Genomic DNA, 22,680 nt, shown 5'->3' on the forward strand with positions numbered 1-22,680 from the left:
AATTTATGAAATACTGAAATAGTTGCAGTACCAAAGAAGCCGCGCCCTTCGGGCGCGGCTTCCATATATAAGATATATATAAAGTTTTATCATTAAAACTTCAAATCTCCATTCACTTCTCTCACTGCATTGGCAGCTTCAGCGAATTTCAATTGCTCTTCCGCCGTAAGGGTTACGTTTACGATTTTTTCCACACCATTTGCTCCTATAATCGCCGGAACACCAAGGCAGATATCATTTTGTCCGTATTCACCTTCAAGCATTAAAGAACAAGGAATCATTTTTTTCTGATCGCAGGCAATTGCCTGAACCATCACAGAAACCGCAGCGCCCGGTGCGTACCATGCAGAAGTTCCTAATAATTTAGTAAGGGTTGCGCCTCCTACTTTTGTTTCTTCGATTACATATTTTTGTTGCTCAGCATCAAGGAATTCAGTTACAGGAACTCCGTTTCTTGTTGCTTTGCTCAATAGAGGAACCATTCCTGTATCACTGTGAGCAGCGATTACCATTCCGTCTACGTCTGAAATTGGAGCTTCCAACGCTTCAGCCAATCTGTATTTGAATCTTGCAGAATCCAACGCACCCCCCATTCCGATGATCTTGTGCTTAGGAAGACCTGAAGTTTTATGTACAAGGTAAGCCATTGTATCCATTGGGTTGGAAACCACGATGATGATTACCTCCGGAGAATGTTTTACTAAGTTTTCGGTAACGTCTTTTACGATTCCTGCATTAATACCGATCAGCTCTTCTCTCGTCATTCCCGGTTTTCTTGGGATACCTGAAGTAATAACGGCTACATGAGAACCTGCAGTTTTGCTGTAATCTCCTGTTGTTCCGGTAATTTTTGTATCGAATCCGTTAAGAGATGCTGTCTGCATCAAATCCATTGCCTTACCTTCAGCAAATCCTTCTTTAATGTCTACTAAAACTACTTCTGAACAGAAGTTTTTCATTGCGATGTATTCTGCACAGCTTGCACCTACAGCGCCTGCACCTACTACAGTTACTTTCATAATATATACTTTTTATATTGTTTATTAATTTGTCATTACAGAACCTTACGGTTTCATTTTGATTTATTTTTTGAATTGCTTCTTTTTAAAATTGAAAGCTCCCAAATTTAACAATTCCTGAAAAATTGAGCAATCTTTCAGGAATTTAATTATCTTTAAAAATGTTATTTAGAATGTAAAAGAAGATTAATTGACATTCAGCAGGAAGGTGTACAATTTTTTTGCTCCCGACAACACTTCTGCATATTGCTCTTCATGAAATTCTGTATCGAGAACTTCTTTAAAATCTTTCCACATGGCACCCGTATTTTCATGATAGCAGCCAAAGAAATTGAAAGTCACACCATCAAAACCTTCTGTTCTGGAAAGTTGTTTGGCGATAACATTTCCGCCTAAGGTAGAGCCTTCTATCACGTACATCGCGCCAAAAGCTTCACATTCATTCATAAATTCCAGTTCGTGTGAAGCAGTACTATTTTTCAATGCGAGACTTTTAAGGTCTTCCTCAATCAAAGGAAGTTTTTTTCTGTCATTAAGCTGAAGTTTTTCCGAGAATTTTTCAGAAAGTTTACCAAAGATCTTGTCTTCCGAATGAAGAAGCATCATATAATTGGTAATTATTATTTTTCTATAATCTTCAAACGTAAATGTTTTACTGAAAATTTTTTGTGAATTAAATAGCTTTTCGGCAGCATCATGATATTCTGCCGTATTTTGTTTTAGATATTCTGATATCGTCATAAGGATTTAAATAGTCCCGTATTTACGGTTTTTTAAATGTTAAAATAAATGATGTGCCATTGGGGCTGCTTTCATAGTCTACACTTCCTCCAATTCTTCTCATAATTCTGTGAACAATTGACAATCCCACTCCATTTCCTTTGAACTTTTTGGCATTGTCCATTCTGTTGAAAATTTTAAACATCTTATGTTTATTCTCCTTTGGAATACCAATTCCGTTGTCTGAAATTCGGTAGATGACCATATCGCCATCTTCAATGCCTTCAATTTCTACCTTAGGATTTTCCTGTTGCGAAGAATATTTTATGGCGTTATTAATGATATTTAAAAACGCCTGGTGAAGCATTGTCTTATCGGCAAGAACTTTAGGGCATTCCTTAATAACAACCTCACTGGCCGGAGTTCCGAAAGTGATTTTTGCGTTCTCAATAATCTTTTCAATGGTTTGATAGGTCTCAAGGCTTTCCAGCTGAATTTCACTGTGCTTTGCACGGCTCAACTGTAAAACATCATGCATCATTTCTGCCATACTGTCGATCTCTTCAATGATGGAATTGATCTTATTGCGGCTTTTTTCCGATGGATCCGTAAGTGTTTTGAGCAGCATCTGTGCATTCAGCTTCATGACGGTCAGCGGAGTCCCCAGGTCATGGGAAATCGTGTAAGAAAAACTGTCAAGCTCTTCATTTACCTTCTTAAGCTCATCATTGAGCCTTTTGATCGTATTGTAATTTTTATGTGAAGTTTCTAAGATCAGATCGCGTACAACCTGCAGCGCAGCAACATTTCTGGAATTCCATCGCTTGGAATTACCTTTTATATCTTCCGTAAAAATCTTAAAAGACGTTCTCGGGGAAACCATCTTTTTTTCCTCTCCGTCACGGTAGATTACTTCAATTTTCTTTTTAGGATTTCCGGCCCAGTCGATATGTTCATCAAATTCTTTTCTGAACCAGATAAGGACATTATTTTTACTTCTTTCCACAAAATAGATCACTACACCGGCAGCCCTTTCGTCCAGCCCTAGCTCTTTTCCATGATCTTTCAGGAAACTGCGGCTGAGATAAATGCTGTCTTCCGTGTACTGATGCGCCCATTGGGTGATTTTTTCGATAGTGGCAACATCGGGTGTGCTTCCTTCCGTGACAATTTTTTCCTCGGCAATAACGGCCAAACCATCTGCTTCAAGAAAATCTCTGATCTCCGCTTTATTTTCCGTTAAAGAATCAAATAAGCTGTTGTATTTTAAGAATTCCGTTTTTAAATGAGCAGATTTTTCATTCAGCTTCAGACGGTAATTCAGTTCATTTTTTGATTTAAAAGATGAGTAGGCATTTGAAGCCAATGCCGTGAAAATCCCGGCCTGCACTCTGTCTTCAAGGTCGATATGCTTCGGTTGGGAATTCTGGCAGGTAACCAGCCCCCACAGATAATCATCAATAATAATTGAAATACTGAAACTTGAAGAAGCTCCAGAGTTTTTAATGTATTGTCCGTGGATAGGCGACATCCCCCGGGAAGTACTGTATGTAAGATCGATGCTTTCCAGGTTTTTGCTTAAAAGCGGCACCGGTTCCGAATATACATTGCTGAAAATTCTTTTTCTTTTTTTAAGATAAAGTTCCCTCGCCTGTATCGGGATGTCAGATTCGGGATAATGAAGTCCCAGATAGCTTTCAAGATTATCGTTGGTTTTTTCGGCGACTACTTTCCCGGATCCGTCCATCATGAATTTGTACACCATCATACGGTCGTAATTCACGATTTTCGATAAGGTGTTCAAAAGCAGATCCCATATCTCCTGATCATTATCTACAATATAAAAATTATCATATTTATTGGAAATCTGTTTATGGGGATTAACCAGAACTTTTTCAAATTCAAGAAAGATATTGCTCTTGCTTCGGAAAGCGGATAAATGATATTGCTTGTCTTCGATAAAAATTTTATCAAAAAAAGTTTCGTTTTCTCTCCTGGTGAAATTCGGAAGAGAGCGATAAATATCGGAATTAACGACAGTTTCGAAAACTTCAGGAAAGTCTGTAAGCTTTTTATCGAAAAGCTTTTCCGGGCTTTCGATTTTAAAAATATCCTCGATATTCTTGCTGAAAAAAGTGATGGAATGAGATTCTGCGTCGATGCCAATCAGATAGCCAAAACTTTGTATATAGCCCGGAATATGGATAGGCTCTTCATGACACTCTACAAAATTCATATTATACTTTGATCAATCAAATATAGAGAAATTTTTAAACCTGTGGTAGTTTTTTCAAAGAAACGCATACCACAAAAAAACACTCTCTAATCCCTCTGAATAAGGGTATTTTTAAGCAATTACAAAGAGTTTGGCCTCTTAAATCGCAACATTATATTGTTCTGGAAATCAAAAAATTCACTTAAAAAGATATTTAGTTTACCGGTCTCTTTTTTCATCAGCCACGAATTTTCCACATAGCTGTGAATTGATTTTGAAAAAAGCTGAAATATTAAAAGAAATTACACTTCTTTTTCAAAATACAGCATATAATATTTTCCGTGCTCATCCTCTCCCTGTGCAATTTTTTTCCGGTCTCCGTGAATATAGATATGGAAGTTTTTATCTAATTTGATAATACTTTTAAAATGCCTCTGCGTTTTTTTCACGGCAGCTTCACTGATCGGAAATTCTTCAGCGATATTGATCTGCATATCCTGTTCGTAATCTGTCTTAAAATTATTAAAACTCTCGATCACATGCTCGTCACCCAGAACTTCGCTCGCAAATTCATCCAGCTTAAATTCTTCTTTTTCTTTGAAAAAATTGATTGATTTATTTAAAAAGTCTGCCTGATCTGCTTTGGAAACTTCAAATTCTTGAGGCAATTGTTTGGTAATATAATCTTTATACACCATCAAAGCTTCCTGAGTATGAAAATATTCGTCGTCACGCTGTTTTACCTTTAAAAAATCCTCAAACCAGTAATACATATCTCCATTTTTATTGTTGTCTACAACAGAAAGTATATATCCGGTTTCTTTATCATTATTGTAGATCAAGGCCGCCTTATCAATTTTTGAAAGACCGATTCCCTGGTCCTTTTCAATTTCAAAGTTCTCTTCCTGAGGAGAAATTTTAAGGAAAGATTCTCTTTTTTCAGTTTTAAAGATTCCGATTTTATCTACTTTTTCTGTTCCTTCTCTTTCGTCTTCAAAGTAAACAATAAATAATTCTCCACCCTGAACTCTCGGGTTTTCAGCGGCTTCAAAAAGATGTTTTGCGATATTTTCGGATTCCCACATAAACTTGGCCTTATCCTCAAAAATCTCGGACACCGAACTGTACACCGGATTATTGACCAGATAAGAATCGCTGTAGAAATGGAATGTTTCTTCAGATTTGAAAGATCCTAAAAAGTAATTTTCAAGCAGCTCCGCCATTCCTTCATCCAGCTGTAGTTCTTCCTGAGAAAGCATTAAAGATTCTCCGTTGATTTTATTTCCTACTCTGTGTACTACGATTTTTGAAAACATCTCCTGAATATTTTTGGACTGCAAAGATATTAATTAAATCAGACAATCAATACTATTTCATTCTGATAAAATACTTATCATTCTGACACGTTTTTTTGTTTTAAATAAAATCAAATAAATTCACAACTGTTTAAATATCAAATATTTAATTCAAAATAAATTCTAAAGGAATACAATTGGCATCATGATTCTCAAAACATACAGATATGGACCTAAAGACATTAAACAGAATAGATACGCTGAGAAGATCAAAAAGTAAAGGACCGGAAACTCCGAAATGGCTGAAGCCTTATCACCTTTTACTGATGGCATTTCTGGCCGTTTTTATTTTCGGAGCAACCATAAAATTTTTAGAAATAAATTGATATGAATTATTTAGAAGCCACCCAAGAAATTGCAGAAATAATTCCTGACATTGAGAATGAACTTATTAAGGAAAACAGAATCCAAAGTCCTTATCATACCATGCAGACATTTACGGACAGAATTAAAAACATGATCCGTCAGAACGACAGAAATCTCTTATTCAAGTGTCTGAAAAAAGTGAATAAAATATATGCAAACGGCGATAATGTCATGAAAAATGCAATAGAGAATACTTTTATTTATTCACTGGACAATTTTACCGTTTTCTGTAGTGAAGAATACAGGAAAATGATTTTCTCCTGCATTTCAGAAGATCTGAGAAAGATGTATAGCCGGCAGATTTACTGTCATGGCATATGATTTATTACATTTTTTAAGACTTTCATTACAGAAATACAAAACAACATAAAAATTAAATCTATTAAAAATCAGAAGAATATGAAAACAAAAGTAAGAAGAATCTCTGACTGGAAAACGTGTAAAACTACGGTGGAAAGGCATAATATTGAGATTTTGGCCACTCATATTGCAGTGATTGTCGGAGTATTTATTTTTGCAGCTTGTCTCTAAACTTTGGTACAGTTTTCGTGTCAATAAAAATGCTCGAAAATATTAATTATGATGAATGCACAGATGCAAAAGATTAATCAAAAAATTGCTGTTGAATATCTAAAGTTTTTTTACCCGCGACTTCGCACCGAAATTACACAATTGTCTATACAGGATAATTTTGCAGGAGTGATCCAAAGTACGATCAATTATCTGAAAAACCTGCTGATGGAATCAAGAATCAATATTATTTCCCATCACATCAAACTGATGGATATGATCTACAAAAATGGCGATTCTTATGTGCGGGATATGATTGAAAATCTTTTCGTGAGATCATTTGAAAGCTTTAAAAAGCATGCTAAAATACAGCACTGGAAACTTCTCTATCAATATATGCCTATAAATTTTCAGTTGATCTATAACGATCAGCGGAAACAGGATAAAATATTTTTTGGAAAATAATATACCGTTTAAAAGAATCGGCGAAACCTTTGGTTTCGCCGATTCTCGTTAGTTTTTCTTCATAAAAACTTCTTTTACCGTTTGAAGTTCTTTGGTATTCATCCCGGAAGATTTTTTAAGTTTTGCAGCAAACATATCCACTTCCTCACCCGTTGAAGGGCAACCGAGATTTTCATTTTTATCGTTGAAAGAATCGGCGAGAACTTCACCTTTCGGATTGATAACCAGCCAAAACGGAAGTCCGGCATCTTTTCCTTTGTACTTGTCCATCAATTCTTCGCCACCCGGGTTTTCAAGCTTTTTCTTGTCGCCCATTTCCTGAACGTCTACGTACGCCGTAACGAATTTCTTTTCAAAAATCGGTTTTGTTTCCGGAAGATTCATATTCTTTTCCATGACGTAGCACCATTTGCACCAAGAGGCATGAAAAACAAGAAGTACATTTTTATTCTTTGCCTTGGCTTCAGTAAGCGCTTTGTTGAGAACAATATCTGCTTTTTCCTGTGCAAAATTGAGCTGAAACAGTAATAATCCTGCGATGACAAGTATTTTTGAAAATTTCATTTGAATGGTTTTTAAATTAATTCATACGAATGTAAACTTTTTCCTGCTTACCGTAAAAATATTTTTTTTATAACCTTGGTTTGACTAAAATAATTTAATAATAAACCTATGATAAACTAATATTGGATTTAACCGCAAAAGTTGCAAAAGACAAGTTTAAAAAGTTTTTATGAGCTAATCAAAGATTTTTAAAACTATTGTTAGCTTTTTTCTTTTATAAAAATTGCTTATGATAGAAATTTTTTATCTTTTGTGTAACTTTTGCAGTTAAATAAAAAAGGTTAAACAACCTTAATGAATATTAAAAATTCAACACCAATCCTGCTCCAAAATTTTTAGATTCTAAAACCGGATAAATAAATGTAAAATTCTTAGATTCCTTTTTATTAAACATTTTATTGATCACAGGAAACAGCCAGTAAGCCAACTCTGTACTTAAAATCCCGAATCCGGCGCCTGCAACAACATCTCCGACCCAGTGTTTATCATTCAGGGTACGGTAAACTCCTGTAAAAACGGCAACAGGATATCCCGAAATCGCCAGCCAGAAATTCTCATCTTTATATTCTCTGAAAAGAAATTGAGCTGAAGAAAAAGCCGCGGCTGTATGTCCCGAAGGAAATGAAAGAGCGTTTGAACCATCCGGGCGCTCTTCTTTTACCATATGCTTTAAAGGCAACACAAAAACAGCAGAAATTAATTGTGATGTTCCGTATATAATTGTTCTGTCTTTAAGATTATGTTTTCCTTTAATCCCTGCGAGGTTGTATCCATAAACCATCACTGCCGGAAGATATTGCGTATAATTATCCAGTTTAATATGTTTCGGCTGATGTTCTCCTATTTCATATTTGGTGGATCTGTTAAGATCTTTAAGCGCATCAGAAGTTAAGCTTACCACGCCATATGCTATGAAAACTGTCGGTACAATCAGTTTTTTATAATTGGGTCTGTAAATATCATCCTTGTAACTGGAAATACTGTCTATAGATCCTGAAGAATCTGCTTTAACCTGTCCGAAGGATATCCCCGAACAGATTAAAGCAGCTAGTGCTATTAGTTTCATTGGCTTTTTATTTGAATCTTACATTTAATGAAATAATATCAGACTTCATTCCCACAGATTTTGTATAATGACCATACCGGATTTCCAGCATATTGAGTCGTTCTATACCAAACAGTCCGTTCTTTGGGCTGATCCGGATGCCAGCACCGTAAAAATGACTGTCAAATTTCGACAGGTCATAATTGCTGGTATAAAAATCATCAAACGCCGTATGCTGCTGATAAGGAGCAAAATATTTGGCGGCCGTCTGAGAATAATATCTGTAAAACGGACTTACCGACAAAAATGGGGAAATCTTCACAGGCGTTTCCAGACTGAATGTATTTGATTTCAAGCCCCAGTCGTCAGTATAGTACCGATAATAAGCTCTCAGAATCACTTTATCCCCGAAAAAATAATTAGCTCTTACCCCCAACGGTATTTTGAATCTTTTATCCGGTAAAGCTTCCTGGTGAACAGAATTATCACTAAAATAAACTCTGTGAAAAGGCAAACTTAAATATCCTTTCTGCTGAACTCCGTCTGCCAGAAGCTCAACCTGAAAGTTCTGATTGATGATTTGAGAATAAGACAAAGATAAAGCAAATGTATTTCTTCCACTGCTTCCGTAATTTTCGTGTTCACCGCCGGTATTTCCATTGGTTCGCAGTTCAATAGGAGCAATAAGTTTTACCTGGTCCAGATATGCCTGAAATTTTGCGGTAAATTCTCCCATCCTGTTCTTTGTTTTTTGAGAAACCCCGATATTCGCACCAAAAGACTGATAATCAAACTCTCCGGAATAAGAAACGCCGGCCATTAATGTTGTGCCTTTGCTTTCATTTTCACGGCTCCAGCTCAATGCAGGATAAATTCTGGTATCGGCATGAGAAGCAGAAGAATTCGCCTTCAGGTCAATCATATCAGAAGATGCCGATGTATAATGATCGATTCCTACACTAAGTCCGAATTTGTTTTTTCTGTCTTTTTTGTCATATTTTACCATGGTTACATCGATGGTATTGGAGATGTCTGTCAGCTTTTCAGTTCCGATTCCGCCTGTCACTGCGGAGTTGTTTCCGTTTTGCCTGTAATAGCTGGAAACTAAGTTTGCTTCATCCAAAGTCAGTTTCTTTGGCTGTTCATTGCCTGTATTTTCCTGCGCTTTTGCATTAAAAATCCCGATAAGAGTAACGATGCTTATTATAATTTTTTTCATTTTTTAAATTTTTACAATTACCCCTGGTTTTAATTACACCCGCAGCCACCTCCTACTTTTCCTGCATTGGCTCCTGAAGAACCTTCTCTGTAAGACTGAAAACTGAGTTCGGTTTTTTCAATGGTTCGGTTGCCAAGTACCATTTCGGCATCGTTAAGTTTATTTTTTTCGTATTCTTTTACGGTTGTGCAGGACTGCACTGAAATAGTTACGGCTAATACACAAATCGCCGCGATTATTTTTATGAATTTTTTCATTTTGATTTCTTTTTTTAATCAAACACATCTTTACCATCAGCAATTAATCCATTTGAATTAAGCTTATTAAGCAAAAAACTAATTTTTAATGTTACAATCTGATGTGTTCTTTTCTAGGTTAATTCTTTACATTGATGTTCTGTGATGAGTAAATCCTGTCCTGATCGTCGATAATGATACATTCCAGATGATTGATCTGATTGACCATATTGAGTGCAGCATCAATTCCCATAATACTTACGGGAGTTGCCATTGCATCGGCAATTTCTGCGTTGGGACAAAAAATCGTTACACTTTTCACGCCTGAAACAGGCATTCCTGTTTTGGGATTAATGGTATGAGAATATTTTTTACCGTTGATGACGACAAATTTTTCGTAATTCCCGGAGGTTGCGACGGCCATATCTGTGATGTTCATATAGGAAAACGGCTGTTTGGAGTTGTCGGGATCGGCAATTCCGACCGTCCAGGGTTTTCCGTTGGCCTGATTTCCCCAAGTCGTAAGATCTCCTGAAGCATTGACAATTCCTGAAACGACTCCACGATTCTGAAGCATGCGTTTTGCCATTTCTGCAGCGTAGCCTTTTCCGATTCCTCCAAAACCGATCCGCATTCCTTTTTCCTTTAGAAAAACAGTCTGGTTTTTCCGGTCAAGAATAATATTTTGATAATCAACCAGTTTCAAATGTTTTTTAATCAAATCAGGATCAGGAAGCTGTTTCATTTCTTTATCGAAATTCCAGAAACTTTTATCAATTCCACCATAGGAAATATCGAAATATCCGTTTGTAATTTTACTGATTCTGAGGCTTCTTTCGATCAGATCAAAGATTTCCCAGTCAACTTTTACAGGCTGTATTCCGGCATTTTTGTTGATGAGATTGGTCTGGCTTGCATCACTGAAAGTAGTCAGCAGCTTTTCTATTCTCCGGATTTCCTCAATGGCAGCATCAATATGACTGTTCGCGGTCTTTTCATCATCACTTACAACGGTAATTTCAAAAGCATTCCCCATGAGTTTTTGAGGTCTTTTGAATTCTTTCAACATACTCTTACAGTTTTTGATTTTCCTTGATATCCCGGATCTCCTTTACGAAAGCCGTTGCATTTTCAGACGGTAAACCTTCCCAGCTTTTCAGAATCTTCCCGTCGGAATTCAGTAAAATCGTATAAGGAAATATCCCTTTCGGATTGTACTGATCAGCAAGAGAAGCATTTTCCTTTTTCAGCTCGGGAGAAAGTTGGTTTTTCTTATTTCTGGGAAAATCTGCATTGATGTACACCATTACATTCTCGGTTTCAAGTTTTTTAAATTCATCTGTCCTGATAATGTTTTTATGAAGTTTAATGCACGGAATGCACCAGTCTGAGCCGGAAAAATTGAGCAAAATAAGTTCTTTGTTTTGTGAAGCCTGTTTTTTTGCATTCTCCAAACGGCTCTGAGCGTGAATGCCAACAGCGAACACAACCATTACTATGGCTGAAAATATTGTTTTCATTATTTTAAAATTTATAATGAGTTTGTATTTATAATTATGATGTTATGGTTTTATATTTAAAACCCAATCATGAAATTGAACTATGAAAACAAATATTTTGGAGGCTCCCAGGCCGTTCTTAAAAACCCTTTATAACAGAATTTATCGTTTTTTGAAGGTATTTTCCTGGACTTTATCTGTTTAAAATGATCTTTCTTAAGTTCGAAGTGAAAAGTGTCTCCGACAATAAAAACCAATGCCAGCGGCGTTGTATGAATGATAAAAGGCAGTTTCTGATCTTTACCATAATCGCCGTCTTTCACGGGATTTTCATAGTGGGTTTTCAGAAATGCGGTAAGCGACATTTCCGGATTGAGTTTTTTATGTTCACAATAATGTTCTATTAAAGTCGGTATTTTCAGCAACTGATACAATTCGGTTGTAGAAACCAAATACAGAGACAGCAACAATATGGAAATCAACTTTTTCACAGATCAAAATTATAAAATAATTGATTAAGAATGATTATTTTTTTTCAAGTTTAATGATTTCCTGCGTAAAGCCTTTTTATCAGTTTATAAATTTCAAACCAGAGTACAGAAATAGCGGCAACAAGCAATGCCAATCCCAGTTCTTTTATGGTAAGAGAAGTTACACTGAAGAACCTTGAAACCGGACTTACATAAAGAATGATAAACATCAATACCAGAACCAATACCGAAATTCCCGCAAGTAAAAAGTTGTGGTTTTTAAAACTCTCCAATACACTGTAATAGAAAGAACGGTTTACCAGGCTCAGTAATATATTGGCAAATATGAGTGTACAGAAAACCAATGCCCTGGTTTTTTCTTCATTATTTTCATGATAAACAGAATACTGATACATCCATAATATTCCTGCCGTAATGATTAATCCCTGAATAATACTTACCATAAGTTCCTTCCAGTTCAGAAAAGTATCTGTAAGCTTTCTGGGAGGTTTTTTCATTGCATTTCTTTCGATCGGTTCGTTTTCATAAACAATAGAACACGTAGGTCCCATGACCAGCTCAAGAAAAATGACGTGTACCGGAGTAAATATATGCGGAAATACCCATCCCAGAAACAGCGGTAAAGAAACCGTAAGTATGATCGGAATATGAATCGAAATGATATACTGAACGGCTTTTTTTATGTTGGCATAAATTCTACGTCCGGCAGCGATTCCAATAACCAGTTTTTCAAGATCATCATTTGTAATCACGAGTGCAGCGGCTGATTTGGCAATTTCAGTTCCTTTATTTCCCATGGCTACGCCTATATGGGCGGCTTTTAAGGCCGGTCCGTCATTCACGCCATCGCCGAGCATCGCCACTACATCTCCCTGCGCTTTCAGGGCATTGATCACGTTAAGCTTTGCTTCAGGAAACATTCTGGTAAACAGTGTTGTATTTCGAGAAAGCTTCATCAGATCTTCTTCCGAACTTGCAGTTATTTCACTTCCATTTACGGCATGAGCATTGTTTTTAATCCCGGCCTGCAGGGCGATAGCTTGTGTTGTATCTGCATTATCTCCTGTAATAACTTTTACTTTAATACCTGCATCATAAATATGCTGAAATACTTTTTCTATTCCTTTTTTAGGTGGATCATAAAATACCGTCAGTCCTAAAAAATCAAAACTGAAATCCTGCTGTTTTTCAGGGAAATTATTTCCTTCAAAATGAGATTTGGCAACACCGAGAACCCGGTAGCCCTGTTGCCCGAATTCTTTTATCACCGTTCTTATTTTATCCCTTTCTTGTGCTGAAAGCCTGGAAACACTAATGATGGCTTCAGGAGCACCTTTAGCCGCAACAATCCGATTCTTTTGTTCATTTTCAAAAAGATGGGTCATCATAGGAGGTTTTCCTTCCAGAGGATATTCATGGAATAGCTGATAGTCTTTTCTTTTATCGGGATTCTGCGTTTTCTCGTAAATCTTATGCAGGGTTATTTCCATGGGATCAAACGGAACGGGTTCGCTGCTCCACATGGCATAATCAATAAGTTCGTCCAGTTTTTCCGATTGAAATTCTTCCTGTTCATAAACTTTATCAGAACGGTAATCATACAGATGTTTCAGCTGCATAGAGTTTTCGGTTATCGTTCCTGTTTTATCGGTACAGATTACCGTAACACTGCCGAGAGTTTCCACAATACTGCTTCGTTTGATGATGATTCCGTCGCGCATGAGTTTCCAGGCACCTAAAGCCATAAACGTCGTAAAAGCAACAGGGATTTCTTCAGGAAGTACAGACATTGCTAAGGTAAGTCCGCTCAATAAGCTGACGACAAAGTCTCCTGTTTTAATAAAACTGAAAACACATACTGCCAGAAAAATAATCAGCCCGATAATCGCCATTCCTTTTACAAAATTTCTGATCTGAAGCTGTAGAGGCGATATTTCTTCTTTGATATTCAGTATAGACTGCCCTATTTTACCTACCCTGGTTTCCTTTCCGATGCTTTCCACTTCAAAAACAGCCAGTCCTGAAACGGTGATTGTTCCGCTATAGACCTTATTATCTTCCGATCCGCTGTCCTTGAAAACAGAAAAACTTTCTCCTGTAAGTGAAGATTCATTAACAGAAAAATCATTACTGTGGACAATTTTCCCATCTGCATTAATAAGACTTCCCTCTTCGGTAATGCAAAGATCTCCCACAGCTATTTCAAAAGTGGGGATTTCGATGATTTTTGAATTCCGGATTACTTTACTCAATGGTTCATTGAGCTTTTCAAGTTCTTCCAGAGCTTTTTTGCTTCGGTTGTCCTGATAAAAAGAAATTGCGGTAACTCCGACGATAGCTGCCAACATGAATAAAGCTTCTCCATAGTCGCCAATTATCACATAGATAAGGGAAACACATATAAGGAGAATAAGCATCGGCTCTTTCAGAATGTTAATGAGCAGGCTCATCCACGTTTCTTTTTTAACCGTTTCCAATCGGTTATATCCGTATTTTTCTCTGGAAACTGCTACTTCAGCTTCTGTAAGACCTTTTAAATCTTCCGGTATATTAGTCATGCGAAATGGATATAGTATTAAAATTACTGAATGTTTTTGTTTTAGCAGAATATTCTTTCTGTTTTTTTAACATCCTATTATTCAATGTGTTTTTTCACTTCATTTACCCACTGTTCAATTTCAGCTTTTTCGACATCAGAAAGTTTTGCGTTGTGATGGATGAGTGTATAAGAAGTCAGCGGCATTTCTCCGCTTCGGACAGTTTCTGCGATCTCATCCAGTTTCTTCAGTTTTTTCTCTTTAGAATAGGTATTAAATTCATCAAAATTCAAATGCCTTTTCCCTGAATTCACATGATCTGCCAGCCACCATTTTACTGGCTGGATATTGTTATACGCCGGATAAACCGTCGTATTGGAATGACAGTCATAACAGCTTATTTTTAATAATTTCCGCACATGATCCGTCACAGCATGATGTTTTTCAATGGCATTTTCTGAAGGAGTGACGGCTATGTTTTTTTCAGCATCAAAGAACTGAATAATGATCAGTAACACGATAATGAAACCTGCTCCTGCTTTTATTAAAGATGATGTTTTCATTTTTTTAAATTTAATTGTTTAATTTTTTTCTTATTCGCCCTCGGTATTTTTGAGTTTCATGAGAAGTGTATAGGCATTCCTGATGACTATTTTTTTATGTTTAAAATCATTAAAATTGACGATCTGAACGAATCCGTTTTCTGTTTCGCCCAACGTAACGGGAGTCAGTCTGTAGGTTTGCTTTTTATCTTCCACAAAAACAAAGTCTTTTCCTTCAAAATTGACGATACTTTCTTCAGGAACCGCATTGGAAAAAGAGGTACTTGTTTCTATTTCAGCATTCATATACATTCCCGGAACAAGACTCTGATCGTATTTTTCAAAATGACAGTGTACTTCAGCCCAGCCACCGGGATTGATATCCTTGCTGATGAGCAGGATTTCGCCATAATACTTTTTATCAGGTGCGGCATTGGTATAAGCCGCAAACCGCTGCCCTTTATGAAGATTCTCCAGATCCTTTTCATATACTTTCAGGTTGAGATGAATATCATCCGGATTAATGAGCTCAAAAAGCACGTCAGACGGATTTACATATTTACCGATATTCACATTTACCTTACTCACAAAACCATTGATGGTACTATAAACAGGAACACTCTTCTTAATATTCCCCGAATTAAGAGATTCCGGACGGATATTGATGAGACGGAGCTGCTGCGCCAGAGAATTCATTAAAATTTTCTGACTGTTCATTTCCGATTGTGCCTGCTGCATCACCTTATCGCTGGTAGCCTGGCTTTGGTTAAGTAATTTTTGACGATTATAGTCCAGTTGTGCAAAATGCATTTTAGATTTTGCCATCAGATAATCCTGCTGAAGCTGAATAAACTGTGGATTTTCGATAACAGCAATCACCTGGCCTTTTGAAACTGGTTTTCCCGGAAGCAGGCTGCTCGATTTCAGATAACCACCTAATGGAATACTCACCGAAACCAGATTTTGCGGCGGAACATCAATCATTCCGTTAAGCTTCAAAACAGATGAAATTTTCTGTAAAGAAAGTGTCGTTGTTTCTATTGGTGCATTACGCAATTGGGCATCGGTAAGCATTACCACATTTTCATCTTTCGGAGGTGCCGAAACAGGATCGGTTTTCTTATGGTCTTTGCATTGATGGAACATGAGCAATCCTGTGAATAAGCAATATATAATTTTATTTTTAAGTTTCATTATTATAGATTTAAAGTAAGATATTCCATTTCTATAGCACTTTGATTCAGCTTCCAGACCGCATCGGCATAGCTGTTTTTTAACGCAACCGCCTGATTGACGAGAATAACAAATTCAAGGTAATTGATCTCTCCTGCCAGGAACTGTTTTTTAGCCGTTTCTGTAATGACATCTGCATTTTTCAGCTCTGAATTTTCGTACCGGGAGACAATATCAAGATTGGTCCGGTAGATATTTTTTATTTTTTTAAGCTGATTCTGTAAATTAAATTCTGTATTCATCAGATCATTTTCAGCAACGGATTCAGCAACTTTAGCAGCCTGAATTCTTGCCTTCTGTGCACCGGAAAAAACGGGAACGAGAACTCCCAACTGCACAGAATGGAACTGTGGCGCAGAACCATATACTTTATCATCCGCACCCATTCCTCTGAAACTGTTGAGATTATAAGCGAGCTGCAGCCCGGGAAGTAATTTCGCTTTTTCGAGGGCAGTTTGCTGTTGAGAAACATTTTTCTGTTGCTGCAGTATTTTTATAAAAGGATGTGTACTGATTTCCTGCTGAATTCCTGTATTAAAAATTTTTTCATCTTCAAGCAAAAAATCCGTTTCGCTATTTAACAGCCACTGAAACTGATATCCCAAAACGGAAAGTTCCTGCTGCAGTTGTTTTAATTGAATTTCTATGGACGATTTTTGATGGGAAGCCGTTGTTTTTTCCAGAATATTACTTTGTCCAGCTTTCAGGCGGATATTTGCTTTGTCCAGAAAATCCGTGTACAGCTTTAAAGTTTCGAGCAGAAGCTTTTCCTTTTCTTTCCAATACAAAATAGTATAAAACGTAAGACTTACTGCTTTCCTGAGTTCATATTCTTTAAGAGAAACATTCAGCAAAGACTTTTTCCATTCTTCTGTATAAAGATTTTTCTGTTTCTTGTAAACGGTCGGAAATGCAATATTCTGTGAAATGCCGAATTTCATATCCTTGTACACACTGTTGATCTGGCCATAATCAAGACTCACTCCCATTTGCGGAATATCACTTACTGATTTTATCAATGCCTTTGAATATTCGGATTTCAGTTTTTCATTCTTAAGATTTCTATTATTTTCTAATGCTGTACGAACGGCAGTTTGCAGGTTGATCGGCGTCTGAGATTTAACTCCGAATCCTGTCAGACCGAATAGTAAAATCAATACAGCCACTCCATTTTTATGATGATTTTTTTTCATTTTAAATCCTTTTTCAATATTTACATATAATAAGGGTAAAACAAACAGTGTAAGAAATGTTGCTACCATTAATCCACCGATAACAACGGTTGCCAGAGGACGCTGAACTTCTGCTCCGGCTCCGTTACTGACAGCCATAGGAATAAATCCTAATGAGGCCACAAAAGCCGTCATCAAAACCGGCCGTAGACGTGATTCTCCTCCGTCAATAACGATTCTTACAATATTCCGCATTCCGCTTTTATAAAGGCGGTTAAACTCAGATATTAAAACAATCCCGTTCAGCACAGCCACTCCGAAAAGGGCAATAAATCCTACTCCGGCACTGATACTGAAAGGCATCCCACGGATGGCCATAAGAAATACTCCTCCGATAATGGAAAGCGGAATAGCCGTATAGATCAGTAAACTTTCTTTAACGGAATTAAAAGCCAGAAACAGCATTACAAAAATAAGAGCCAGCGCTACCGGAACAGCGATCATCAGACGTTTTTTGGCATTATTAAGGTTCTCAAAAGACCCTCCATACGTCATATAATATCCTGTAGGAAGCTTCATTTTCTGATCTGTTTTATGCTGAAGTTCTTCCACGATACTTTGAACATCCCTTCCTTTTACATTAAAACCTACCACAATTCGCCTCTGGGCATTTTCCCTCTGAATCTGGTTGGGGCCGTTTTTAACCTCCACTTTTGCAAGCTGTGACAACGGAATCTGATCTCCAGAAGGCGTAGGGACCAAAAGGTTCTTAATATCAGTAATGTTTTTACGGTCTTTGGTATCCAGCCGTACCACCATATCGAAACGCTTTTCACCTTCAAAAACCAATCCTGTGCTTTGCCCTGCAAATGCCGTGTTGACAATCCTGTTGATGTCTGAAACAGACAAATGATACTGTGCAATAAGAGGGCGGTTATATTCTATGATAACCTGTGGCATTCCTGAAACAGGTTCTATATAAAGATTTTGGGTTCCGTCTACCGTTTCTATGATTTTTCCTAATTTTTGGGCATTCTGAGAAAGAACATCCAGGTCATCTCCAAAAATTTTGATTACTACATCCTGCCTTGCTCCGGTCATTAATTCGTTAAAACGCATCTGAACCGGAAACTGAAAGCTAGCCGTAATTCCGGGAACTTCCTGCAACTGCTTACCCATTTTATCGGCTAGTTCGGGAAAAGTGGAGGCTGATGTCCATTCTTTTTTATCCTTTAAAATAACCATCATATCCGAAGCATCCATCGGCATCGGATCGGTGGGTACTTCTCCACTTCCGATCTTCGTAACAACCTTTTCCACTTCGGGAAACCTGGATTTGAGAATATGAGCTGCTTTTTGGGTACTTTCAATCGTTGTCGTCAGATTACTTCCTGGTAAAACTCTTGTATCTACAGCAAAATCCCCCTCTTCGAGAGATGGAATAAACTCTCCTCCCATTCTTGTTACAATGAAAACTGCCGTGATAAATAAAGCTGCTACTATCGAAAAAACGGTTTTAGGAATTCTAAGAAGTTTAAGCAGTGTTTTAAGATAAACCTGCTCTACTTTCTTCATGATTATGTCTGATAAAGTAGGTTTACTACTTCTTTTCCTCAGCAGGACAGCACTCATCATCGGAATGTACGTCAACGAAAGCAGGAATGCACCCAGTAAGGCAAAAGCAACAGTCTGAGCCATTGGCTTGAACATTTTGCCCTCAATTCCCTGCAAAGTAAGAATGGGAAGATATACAATAAGAATAATGATCTGCCCAAAAACGGCACTGTTCATCATTTTCCCTGCAGAATCGATAACAATTGTATCCATTTCTGATTTTCCGACGGAAAATATTTTTTTGAATTTTGAATTATGGCTAAACTGATGTAAAACGGATTCTACGATAATGACCGCACCATCGATAATCAATCCGAAATCCAGAGCTCCAAGACTCATGAGATTTCCACTTACTCCGAAAAGATTCATCATACAGACGGCAAACAGCATTGCCAGAGGGATTACAGAGGCCACCAGCAGGCCCGCCCTTATATTTCCCAGGAATAATACGAGAACAAAAACTACGATCAACGCGCCTTCCGTAAGGTTTTTCTCTACCGTTCCGATGGCATTATTAACCATTTTGGTACGATCAAGAAAAGGTTCTATTACGACTCCTTCCGGAAGTGTCTTTTGAACCTGTGCGATTTTTTCCTTTACATTTTTTATGACCTGATTGCTGTTTTCGCCTTTCAGCATCATTACCACAGCCCCTGAAACTTCTCCCTCGTCATTAAAAGTCATGGCTCCGTAACGGGTAGCAAAACCAGGTTTCACTTCGGCAATATCTCTTATAAACAGAGGGACATCATTCGTTTTTGTTGCAATAGAAATATTGTTGATTTCTTCAATACTTCCTACCAACCCTTCACTTCTGATGTATAAAACGGTAGGTCCTTTTTCAATATAAGCACCTCCGGTATTCTGATTATTGGCCTGTAAAGCATCAAATACATCATTAATGGTTATTCCGTATGCATTAAGCCGGTCGGGATTCACGGCAATCTCGTACTGCTTCAGCTTACCGCCAAAGCTGCTGACCTCAGCCACGCCTTTTACTCCTAAAAGCTGTCTTCTGACCACCCAATCCTGAATGGTGCGAAGTTCTGTGATATTGTATCTTTTTTCATAGCCTTTTTCTGGCCTTACAACATATTGAAAAATTTCGCCAAGACCTGTAGAAATTGGCCCAAGCTGCGGATTTCCTATTCCCTGCGGAATGACTGCCTGCAACTGTTGCAGCCTTTCGGCTACCTGCTGTCTTGCCCAGTAAATGTCAACATCATCTTCAAAAACAATTGTGACAAGTGATAACCCGAATCTGGAAAAACTACGGATTTCTTTTAATCCTGAAATATTATTGTTGGCCTGCTCAATGGGGAAAGTAACAAGCCGTTCTATATCGGTTGCGCCGAAAGAAGGTGCCGTGGTAATAACCTGTACCTGATTGTTGGTAATATCCGGCACCGCATCTATTGGCAGCCGGGTCAACTGATAGGAACCAATTCCGATAAGCCCTAATACCAACAATGCAATGATGAGTTTATTCTTTACAGAAAACTCAATGATTTTTGTAAGCATAAATTGATTGATTAATCTTAATTATTGTGATAAATTCCGGTATTCTGAAGTACAGCTTCTTATGCATCTGCATCGATGCAAATCCATTGGTATGAAAACAGAATACGCCCAATCATTTTTATGATTGAGAAAACAGATTAAGACTGATGGAATCTTGGGGGCTCCCAGATAGAGTTTACGATTTCTTTGTTGTAAAGAACACTTTTATAAAAGGTTTTCTTGATCTCAAGAGTATGATATACTTTCTCCTTAACGTAAAAGTCTAAAGAAGGATTAACCGTAAAAACCACTGAAAAAAGACTGGCATGCGAAACAAAAGGTAATTTCTGATCGGTTTCATAATCATTGTCTTTAACAGGATGATCATAATGAACTTTCAGAAATGCAGTGAAAGACATCTCAGGACTGAGGTTTTTATGCTCTATGTAATGCTCTATAAGAACCGGTAATTTCAAAAGCTGATAGAGTTCGGTCGTGGAAACCAAATACAATGATAACAACAATATGGAAATCAACTTTTTCACTACAGCAAAATTATGAATTTATTCATTAAGAATGATTTTAAATTACTGATCTTCAGAGAATTTTCACTAAAAAAACCAGGAAATAAATTCCTGGTAGCAATAATATTCAGACAAAGAGTGGACGTCGTCCACAGAGTATAAAAAAAAATTTAATAATGTATTGTTATGATTTATATTTAATCCTTAAAAGGAATCATCTTATCAATTGTATATATTCTTCTCTGGTTAAAAATTCATTTTCAGAAGCAGATGTTGAAATCGTCAAAAACCAATAATTATAAGGATCTGTATTGATGTGGGAAGGTTTTTTATGAAGGAATGTATTGATTGATATAATTTTACACTTGCAAGGTGAGAGAAGAGGAAAGGTATCATTGATTCCGTACACCACTCCCCACGAAGCTTCTTTTTCAATAATATCTCTTTTCACATTAAACTCAATCAGGCCGATTTCCCCGATTTCTTTCTGTGCAAAATCAGTAATCCCCACGCAGAAGTCATAAGATCCTATTTTCCTCAGCCATAAATGGTTTTTGGTATAATATAAATTTTTTGGAATAAGCATACGTAGGTTCCTATTTATTTTTGATGAATGGAAGCCGTACAACTTTTGCCTTCACCGGTTTATTCCTGATACTGATAAAAATTTCATTTCCAATATTTGAATTTTCAGTCGAAACATATCCCATTCCTATTGCTTTTTTTAAAGTAGGAGACATCGTTCCGGAGGTTACAGTTCCTATAATTTCATGATTTTCATTCCAGATTTCGTAGCCATGACGGGGAATTCCTTTTTCCTCTATTTCAAAGCCTACAAGCTTTTTAGAAACTCCTTTCTCTTTCTGGATTTTTAAGAATCCGCTATGGGTAAAATCTTTGTTAAATTTGGTGATCCAGCCCAATCCGGCTTCTAATGGTGAGGTAAAATCGTCAATATCATTTCCGTAAAGGCAAAAGCCCATTTCCAAACGTAGCGTATCTCTGGCAGCCAGCCCGATAGCTTCTATACCTTCATCTTTTCCGGCTTCAAAAATAGATTCCCACAAATGTCCCGCATATCTGTTCTCAACATAGATTTCAAAGCCGCCCGCTCCGGTATAGCCTGTGCATGAGATCAATACATTAGGAATATGAGCAAGCTCTCCTATTGTAAATGTATAATTTTCAAGTTCTTTTAAACTGATATCCGTAAGCTTCTGCAGAACCTGCGCCGCTTTAGGTCCCTGAACTGCCAGCAGGGAAACAGAATTTGAAATGTTGGTAACTTCCGCACCGAAAGAATTATGCCTTACAATCCAATCCAGGTCTTTTTTTATGTTGGATGCATTCACGACAAGAAGATAATCATCATGACTTATCATATAAACCAGAAGATCATCGACGATTCCGCCTGTATCATTAGGCATACAGCTGTACTGAACTTTCCCCGGAAAAAGCTTTGATGCATCATTGGAAGTAATTTTCTGAATGAGTGATAAAGCGTCCTTTCCCTGTATTGAGATCTCGCCCATATGAGAGACATCAAATACACCGACTCCGTTTCTTACCGTTTCATGCTCATGGTTTACCCCTTTGTACTGAACAGGCATTTCATAACCCGCAAATTCTACCATTTTCCCGCCAAGGATATGATGTATTGCATTAAATGCCGTTTTCTTTATTTTTATAGTGGTCATATATTATGATAAACTCTGTTAATGATTCGTATGAATCAGACCTGGCAATCCTTCTGAACCGAAAAGGTTTCCGATCAAAAGTTGTGTTATTATTTTAGCAAAAGTAGACTGTTTGCCGGTAAAATCCGGTGACCTATCTCTTTTTTAAACTTGATTT

The 22,680-nt window shown here is 37.2% G+C and carries 22 protein-coding genes; 4 read left to right on the forward strand and 18 right to left on the reverse strand.

Annotated features, from left to right (window positions below; genetic code table 11):
- Positions 1–92: 92 nt before the first annotated feature.
- The 4 genes from ACWNCI_RS10225 to ACWNCI_RS10240 form a co-directional block, all read right to left on the reverse strand.
- The gene (locus ACWNCI_RS10225) at positions 93–1,019 is read right to left on the reverse strand and encodes a malate dehydrogenase (protein ID WP_449388219.1); all 927 of its coding nucleotides are present in this window, start codon (positions 1,017–1,019) and stop codon (positions 93–95) included.
- Positions 1,020–1,205: 186 nt separating this feature from the next.
- On the reverse strand, positions 1,206–1,760 hold the full coding sequence (locus tag ACWNCI_RS10230) for a biliverdin-producing heme oxygenase (RefSeq protein ID WP_449388220.1): 555 nt from the start codon (positions 1,758–1,760) through the stop codon (positions 1,206–1,208).
- 22 nt (positions 1,761–1,782) lie between these two features.
- Positions 1,783–3,975, reverse strand: a complete 2,193-nt coding sequence (locus ACWNCI_RS10235; RefSeq protein WP_449388221.1) for an ATP-binding protein — start codon at positions 3,973–3,975, stop codon at positions 1,783–1,785.
- A gap of 281 nt (positions 3,976–4,256) precedes the next feature.
- Complete coding sequence (locus ACWNCI_RS10240) at positions 4,257–5,270, reverse strand: nucleoid-associated protein (RefSeq protein WP_449388222.1); 1,014 nt, start codon at positions 5,268–5,270, stop codon at positions 4,257–4,259.
- A 206-nt stretch (positions 5,271–5,476) separates the two neighbouring features.
- Between ACWNCI_RS10240 and ACWNCI_RS10245 the strand changes: the two genes are divergently transcribed.
- The 4 genes from ACWNCI_RS10245 (at position 5,477) to ACWNCI_RS10260 (ending at position 6,650) form a co-directional block, all read left to right on the forward strand.
- The gene (locus tag ACWNCI_RS10245) at positions 5,477–5,635 is read left to right on the forward strand and encodes a hypothetical protein (RefSeq protein ID WP_449388223.1); all 159 of its coding nucleotides are present in this window, start codon (positions 5,477–5,479) and stop codon (positions 5,633–5,635) included.
- Between the two features lies 1 nt (position 5,636).
- Positions 5,637–5,996: a DUF7674 family protein gene (locus tag ACWNCI_RS10250; RefSeq protein WP_449388224.1), complete on the forward strand. Its 360-nt coding sequence runs from the start codon at positions 5,637–5,639 to the stop codon at positions 5,994–5,996.
- Positions 5,997–6,074: 78 nt separating this feature from the next.
- The gene (locus ACWNCI_RS10255; protein ID WP_346984410.1) at positions 6,075–6,206 is read left to right on the forward strand and encodes a hypothetical protein; all 132 of its coding nucleotides are present in this window, start codon (positions 6,075–6,077) and stop codon (positions 6,204–6,206) included.
- A 48-nt stretch (positions 6,207–6,254) separates the two neighbouring features.
- The gene (locus ACWNCI_RS10260) at positions 6,255–6,650 is read left to right on the forward strand and encodes a DUF7674 family protein (protein ID WP_346984409.1); all 396 of its coding nucleotides are present in this window, start codon (positions 6,255–6,257) and stop codon (positions 6,648–6,650) included.
- A gap of 48 nt (positions 6,651–6,698) precedes the next feature.
- On the opposite strand, the gene ACWNCI_RS10265 is transcribed toward ACWNCI_RS10260, so the two are convergent.
- From ACWNCI_RS10265 to gcvT, 14 genes are all read right to left on the reverse strand, one after another.
- Positions 6,699–7,214, reverse strand: coding sequence for a thioredoxin family protein (locus ACWNCI_RS10265; protein ID WP_449388225.1), 516 nt, complete (start codon positions 7,212–7,214; stop codon positions 6,699–6,701).
- Positions 7,215–7,515: 301 nt separating this feature from the next.
- Entirely contained in the window at positions 7,516–8,280 is a 765-nt protein-coding gene (locus ACWNCI_RS10270; protein ID WP_449388226.1) for a phosphatase PAP2 family protein, read from the reverse strand.
- Positions 8,281–8,287: 7 nt separating this feature from the next.
- Complete coding sequence (locus ACWNCI_RS10275) at positions 8,288–9,478, reverse strand: DUF3570 domain-containing protein (RefSeq protein WP_449388227.1); 1,191 nt, start codon at positions 9,476–9,478, stop codon at positions 8,288–8,290.
- 29 nt (positions 9,479–9,507) lie between these two features.
- The gene (locus ACWNCI_RS10280) at positions 9,508–9,735 is read right to left on the reverse strand and encodes a DUF4266 domain-containing protein (RefSeq protein ID WP_449388228.1); all 228 of its coding nucleotides are present in this window, start codon (positions 9,733–9,735) and stop codon (positions 9,508–9,510) included.
- Positions 9,736–9,853: 118 nt separating this feature from the next.
- Positions 9,854–10,783 carry an FAD:protein FMN transferase gene (locus ACWNCI_RS10285; protein ID WP_449388229.1) on the reverse strand — a complete coding sequence of 310 codons (930 nt, stop codon included), beginning with the start codon at positions 10,781–10,783 and terminating at the stop codon, positions 9,854–9,856.
- A 4-nt stretch (positions 10,784–10,787) separates the two neighbouring features.
- Complete coding sequence (locus ACWNCI_RS10290) at positions 10,788–11,234, reverse strand: thioredoxin family protein (protein WP_449388230.1); 447 nt, start codon at positions 11,232–11,234, stop codon at positions 10,788–10,790.
- Positions 11,235–11,314: 80 nt separating this feature from the next.
- On the reverse strand, positions 11,315–11,704 hold the full coding sequence (locus ACWNCI_RS10295; protein WP_449388231.1) for a hypothetical protein: 390 nt from the start codon (positions 11,702–11,704) through the stop codon (positions 11,315–11,317).
- 50 nt (positions 11,705–11,754) lie between these two features.
- Positions 11,755–14,262 carry a cation-translocating P-type ATPase gene (locus ACWNCI_RS10300; protein WP_449388232.1) on the reverse strand — a complete coding sequence of 836 codons (2,508 nt, stop codon included), beginning with the start codon at positions 14,260–14,262 and terminating at the stop codon, positions 11,755–11,757.
- A gap of 77 nt (positions 14,263–14,339) precedes the next feature.
- The gene (locus tag ACWNCI_RS10305; protein ID WP_449388233.1) at positions 14,340–14,804 is read right to left on the reverse strand and encodes a heme-binding domain-containing protein; all 465 of its coding nucleotides are present in this window, start codon (positions 14,802–14,804) and stop codon (positions 14,340–14,342) included.
- 30 nt (positions 14,805–14,834) lie between these two features.
- The gene (locus tag ACWNCI_RS10310) at positions 14,835–15,977 is read right to left on the reverse strand and encodes an efflux RND transporter periplasmic adaptor subunit (RefSeq protein WP_449388234.1); all 1,143 of its coding nucleotides are present in this window, start codon (positions 15,975–15,977) and stop codon (positions 14,835–14,837) included.
- 2 nt (positions 15,978–15,979) lie between these two features.
- Positions 15,980–20,323 (reverse strand): CusA/CzcA family heavy metal efflux RND transporter, encoded by a 4,344-nt coding sequence (locus tag ACWNCI_RS10315; RefSeq protein ID WP_449388235.1) that lies wholly within the window; start codon positions 20,321–20,323, stop codon positions 15,980–15,982.
- 137 nt (positions 20,324–20,460) lie between these two features.
- Positions 20,461–20,847 (reverse strand): hypothetical protein, encoded by a 387-nt coding sequence (locus ACWNCI_RS10320; protein ID WP_449388236.1) that lies wholly within the window; start codon positions 20,845–20,847, stop codon positions 20,461–20,463.
- 193 nt (positions 20,848–21,040) lie between these two features.
- On the reverse strand, positions 21,041–21,412 hold the full coding sequence (locus ACWNCI_RS10325) for a glycine cleavage system protein H (RefSeq protein ID WP_449388237.1): 372 nt from the start codon (positions 21,410–21,412) through the stop codon (positions 21,041–21,043).
- 10 nt (positions 21,413–21,422) lie between these two features.
- Positions 21,423–22,508: a glycine cleavage system aminomethyltransferase GcvT gene (gcvT, locus tag ACWNCI_RS10330; protein ID WP_449389491.1), complete on the reverse strand. Its 1,086-nt coding sequence runs from the start codon at positions 22,506–22,508 to the stop codon at positions 21,423–21,425.
- Positions 22,509–22,680 lie beyond the last annotated feature (172 nt).

This window comes from Chryseobacterium lineare (genome assembly GCF_977014045.1).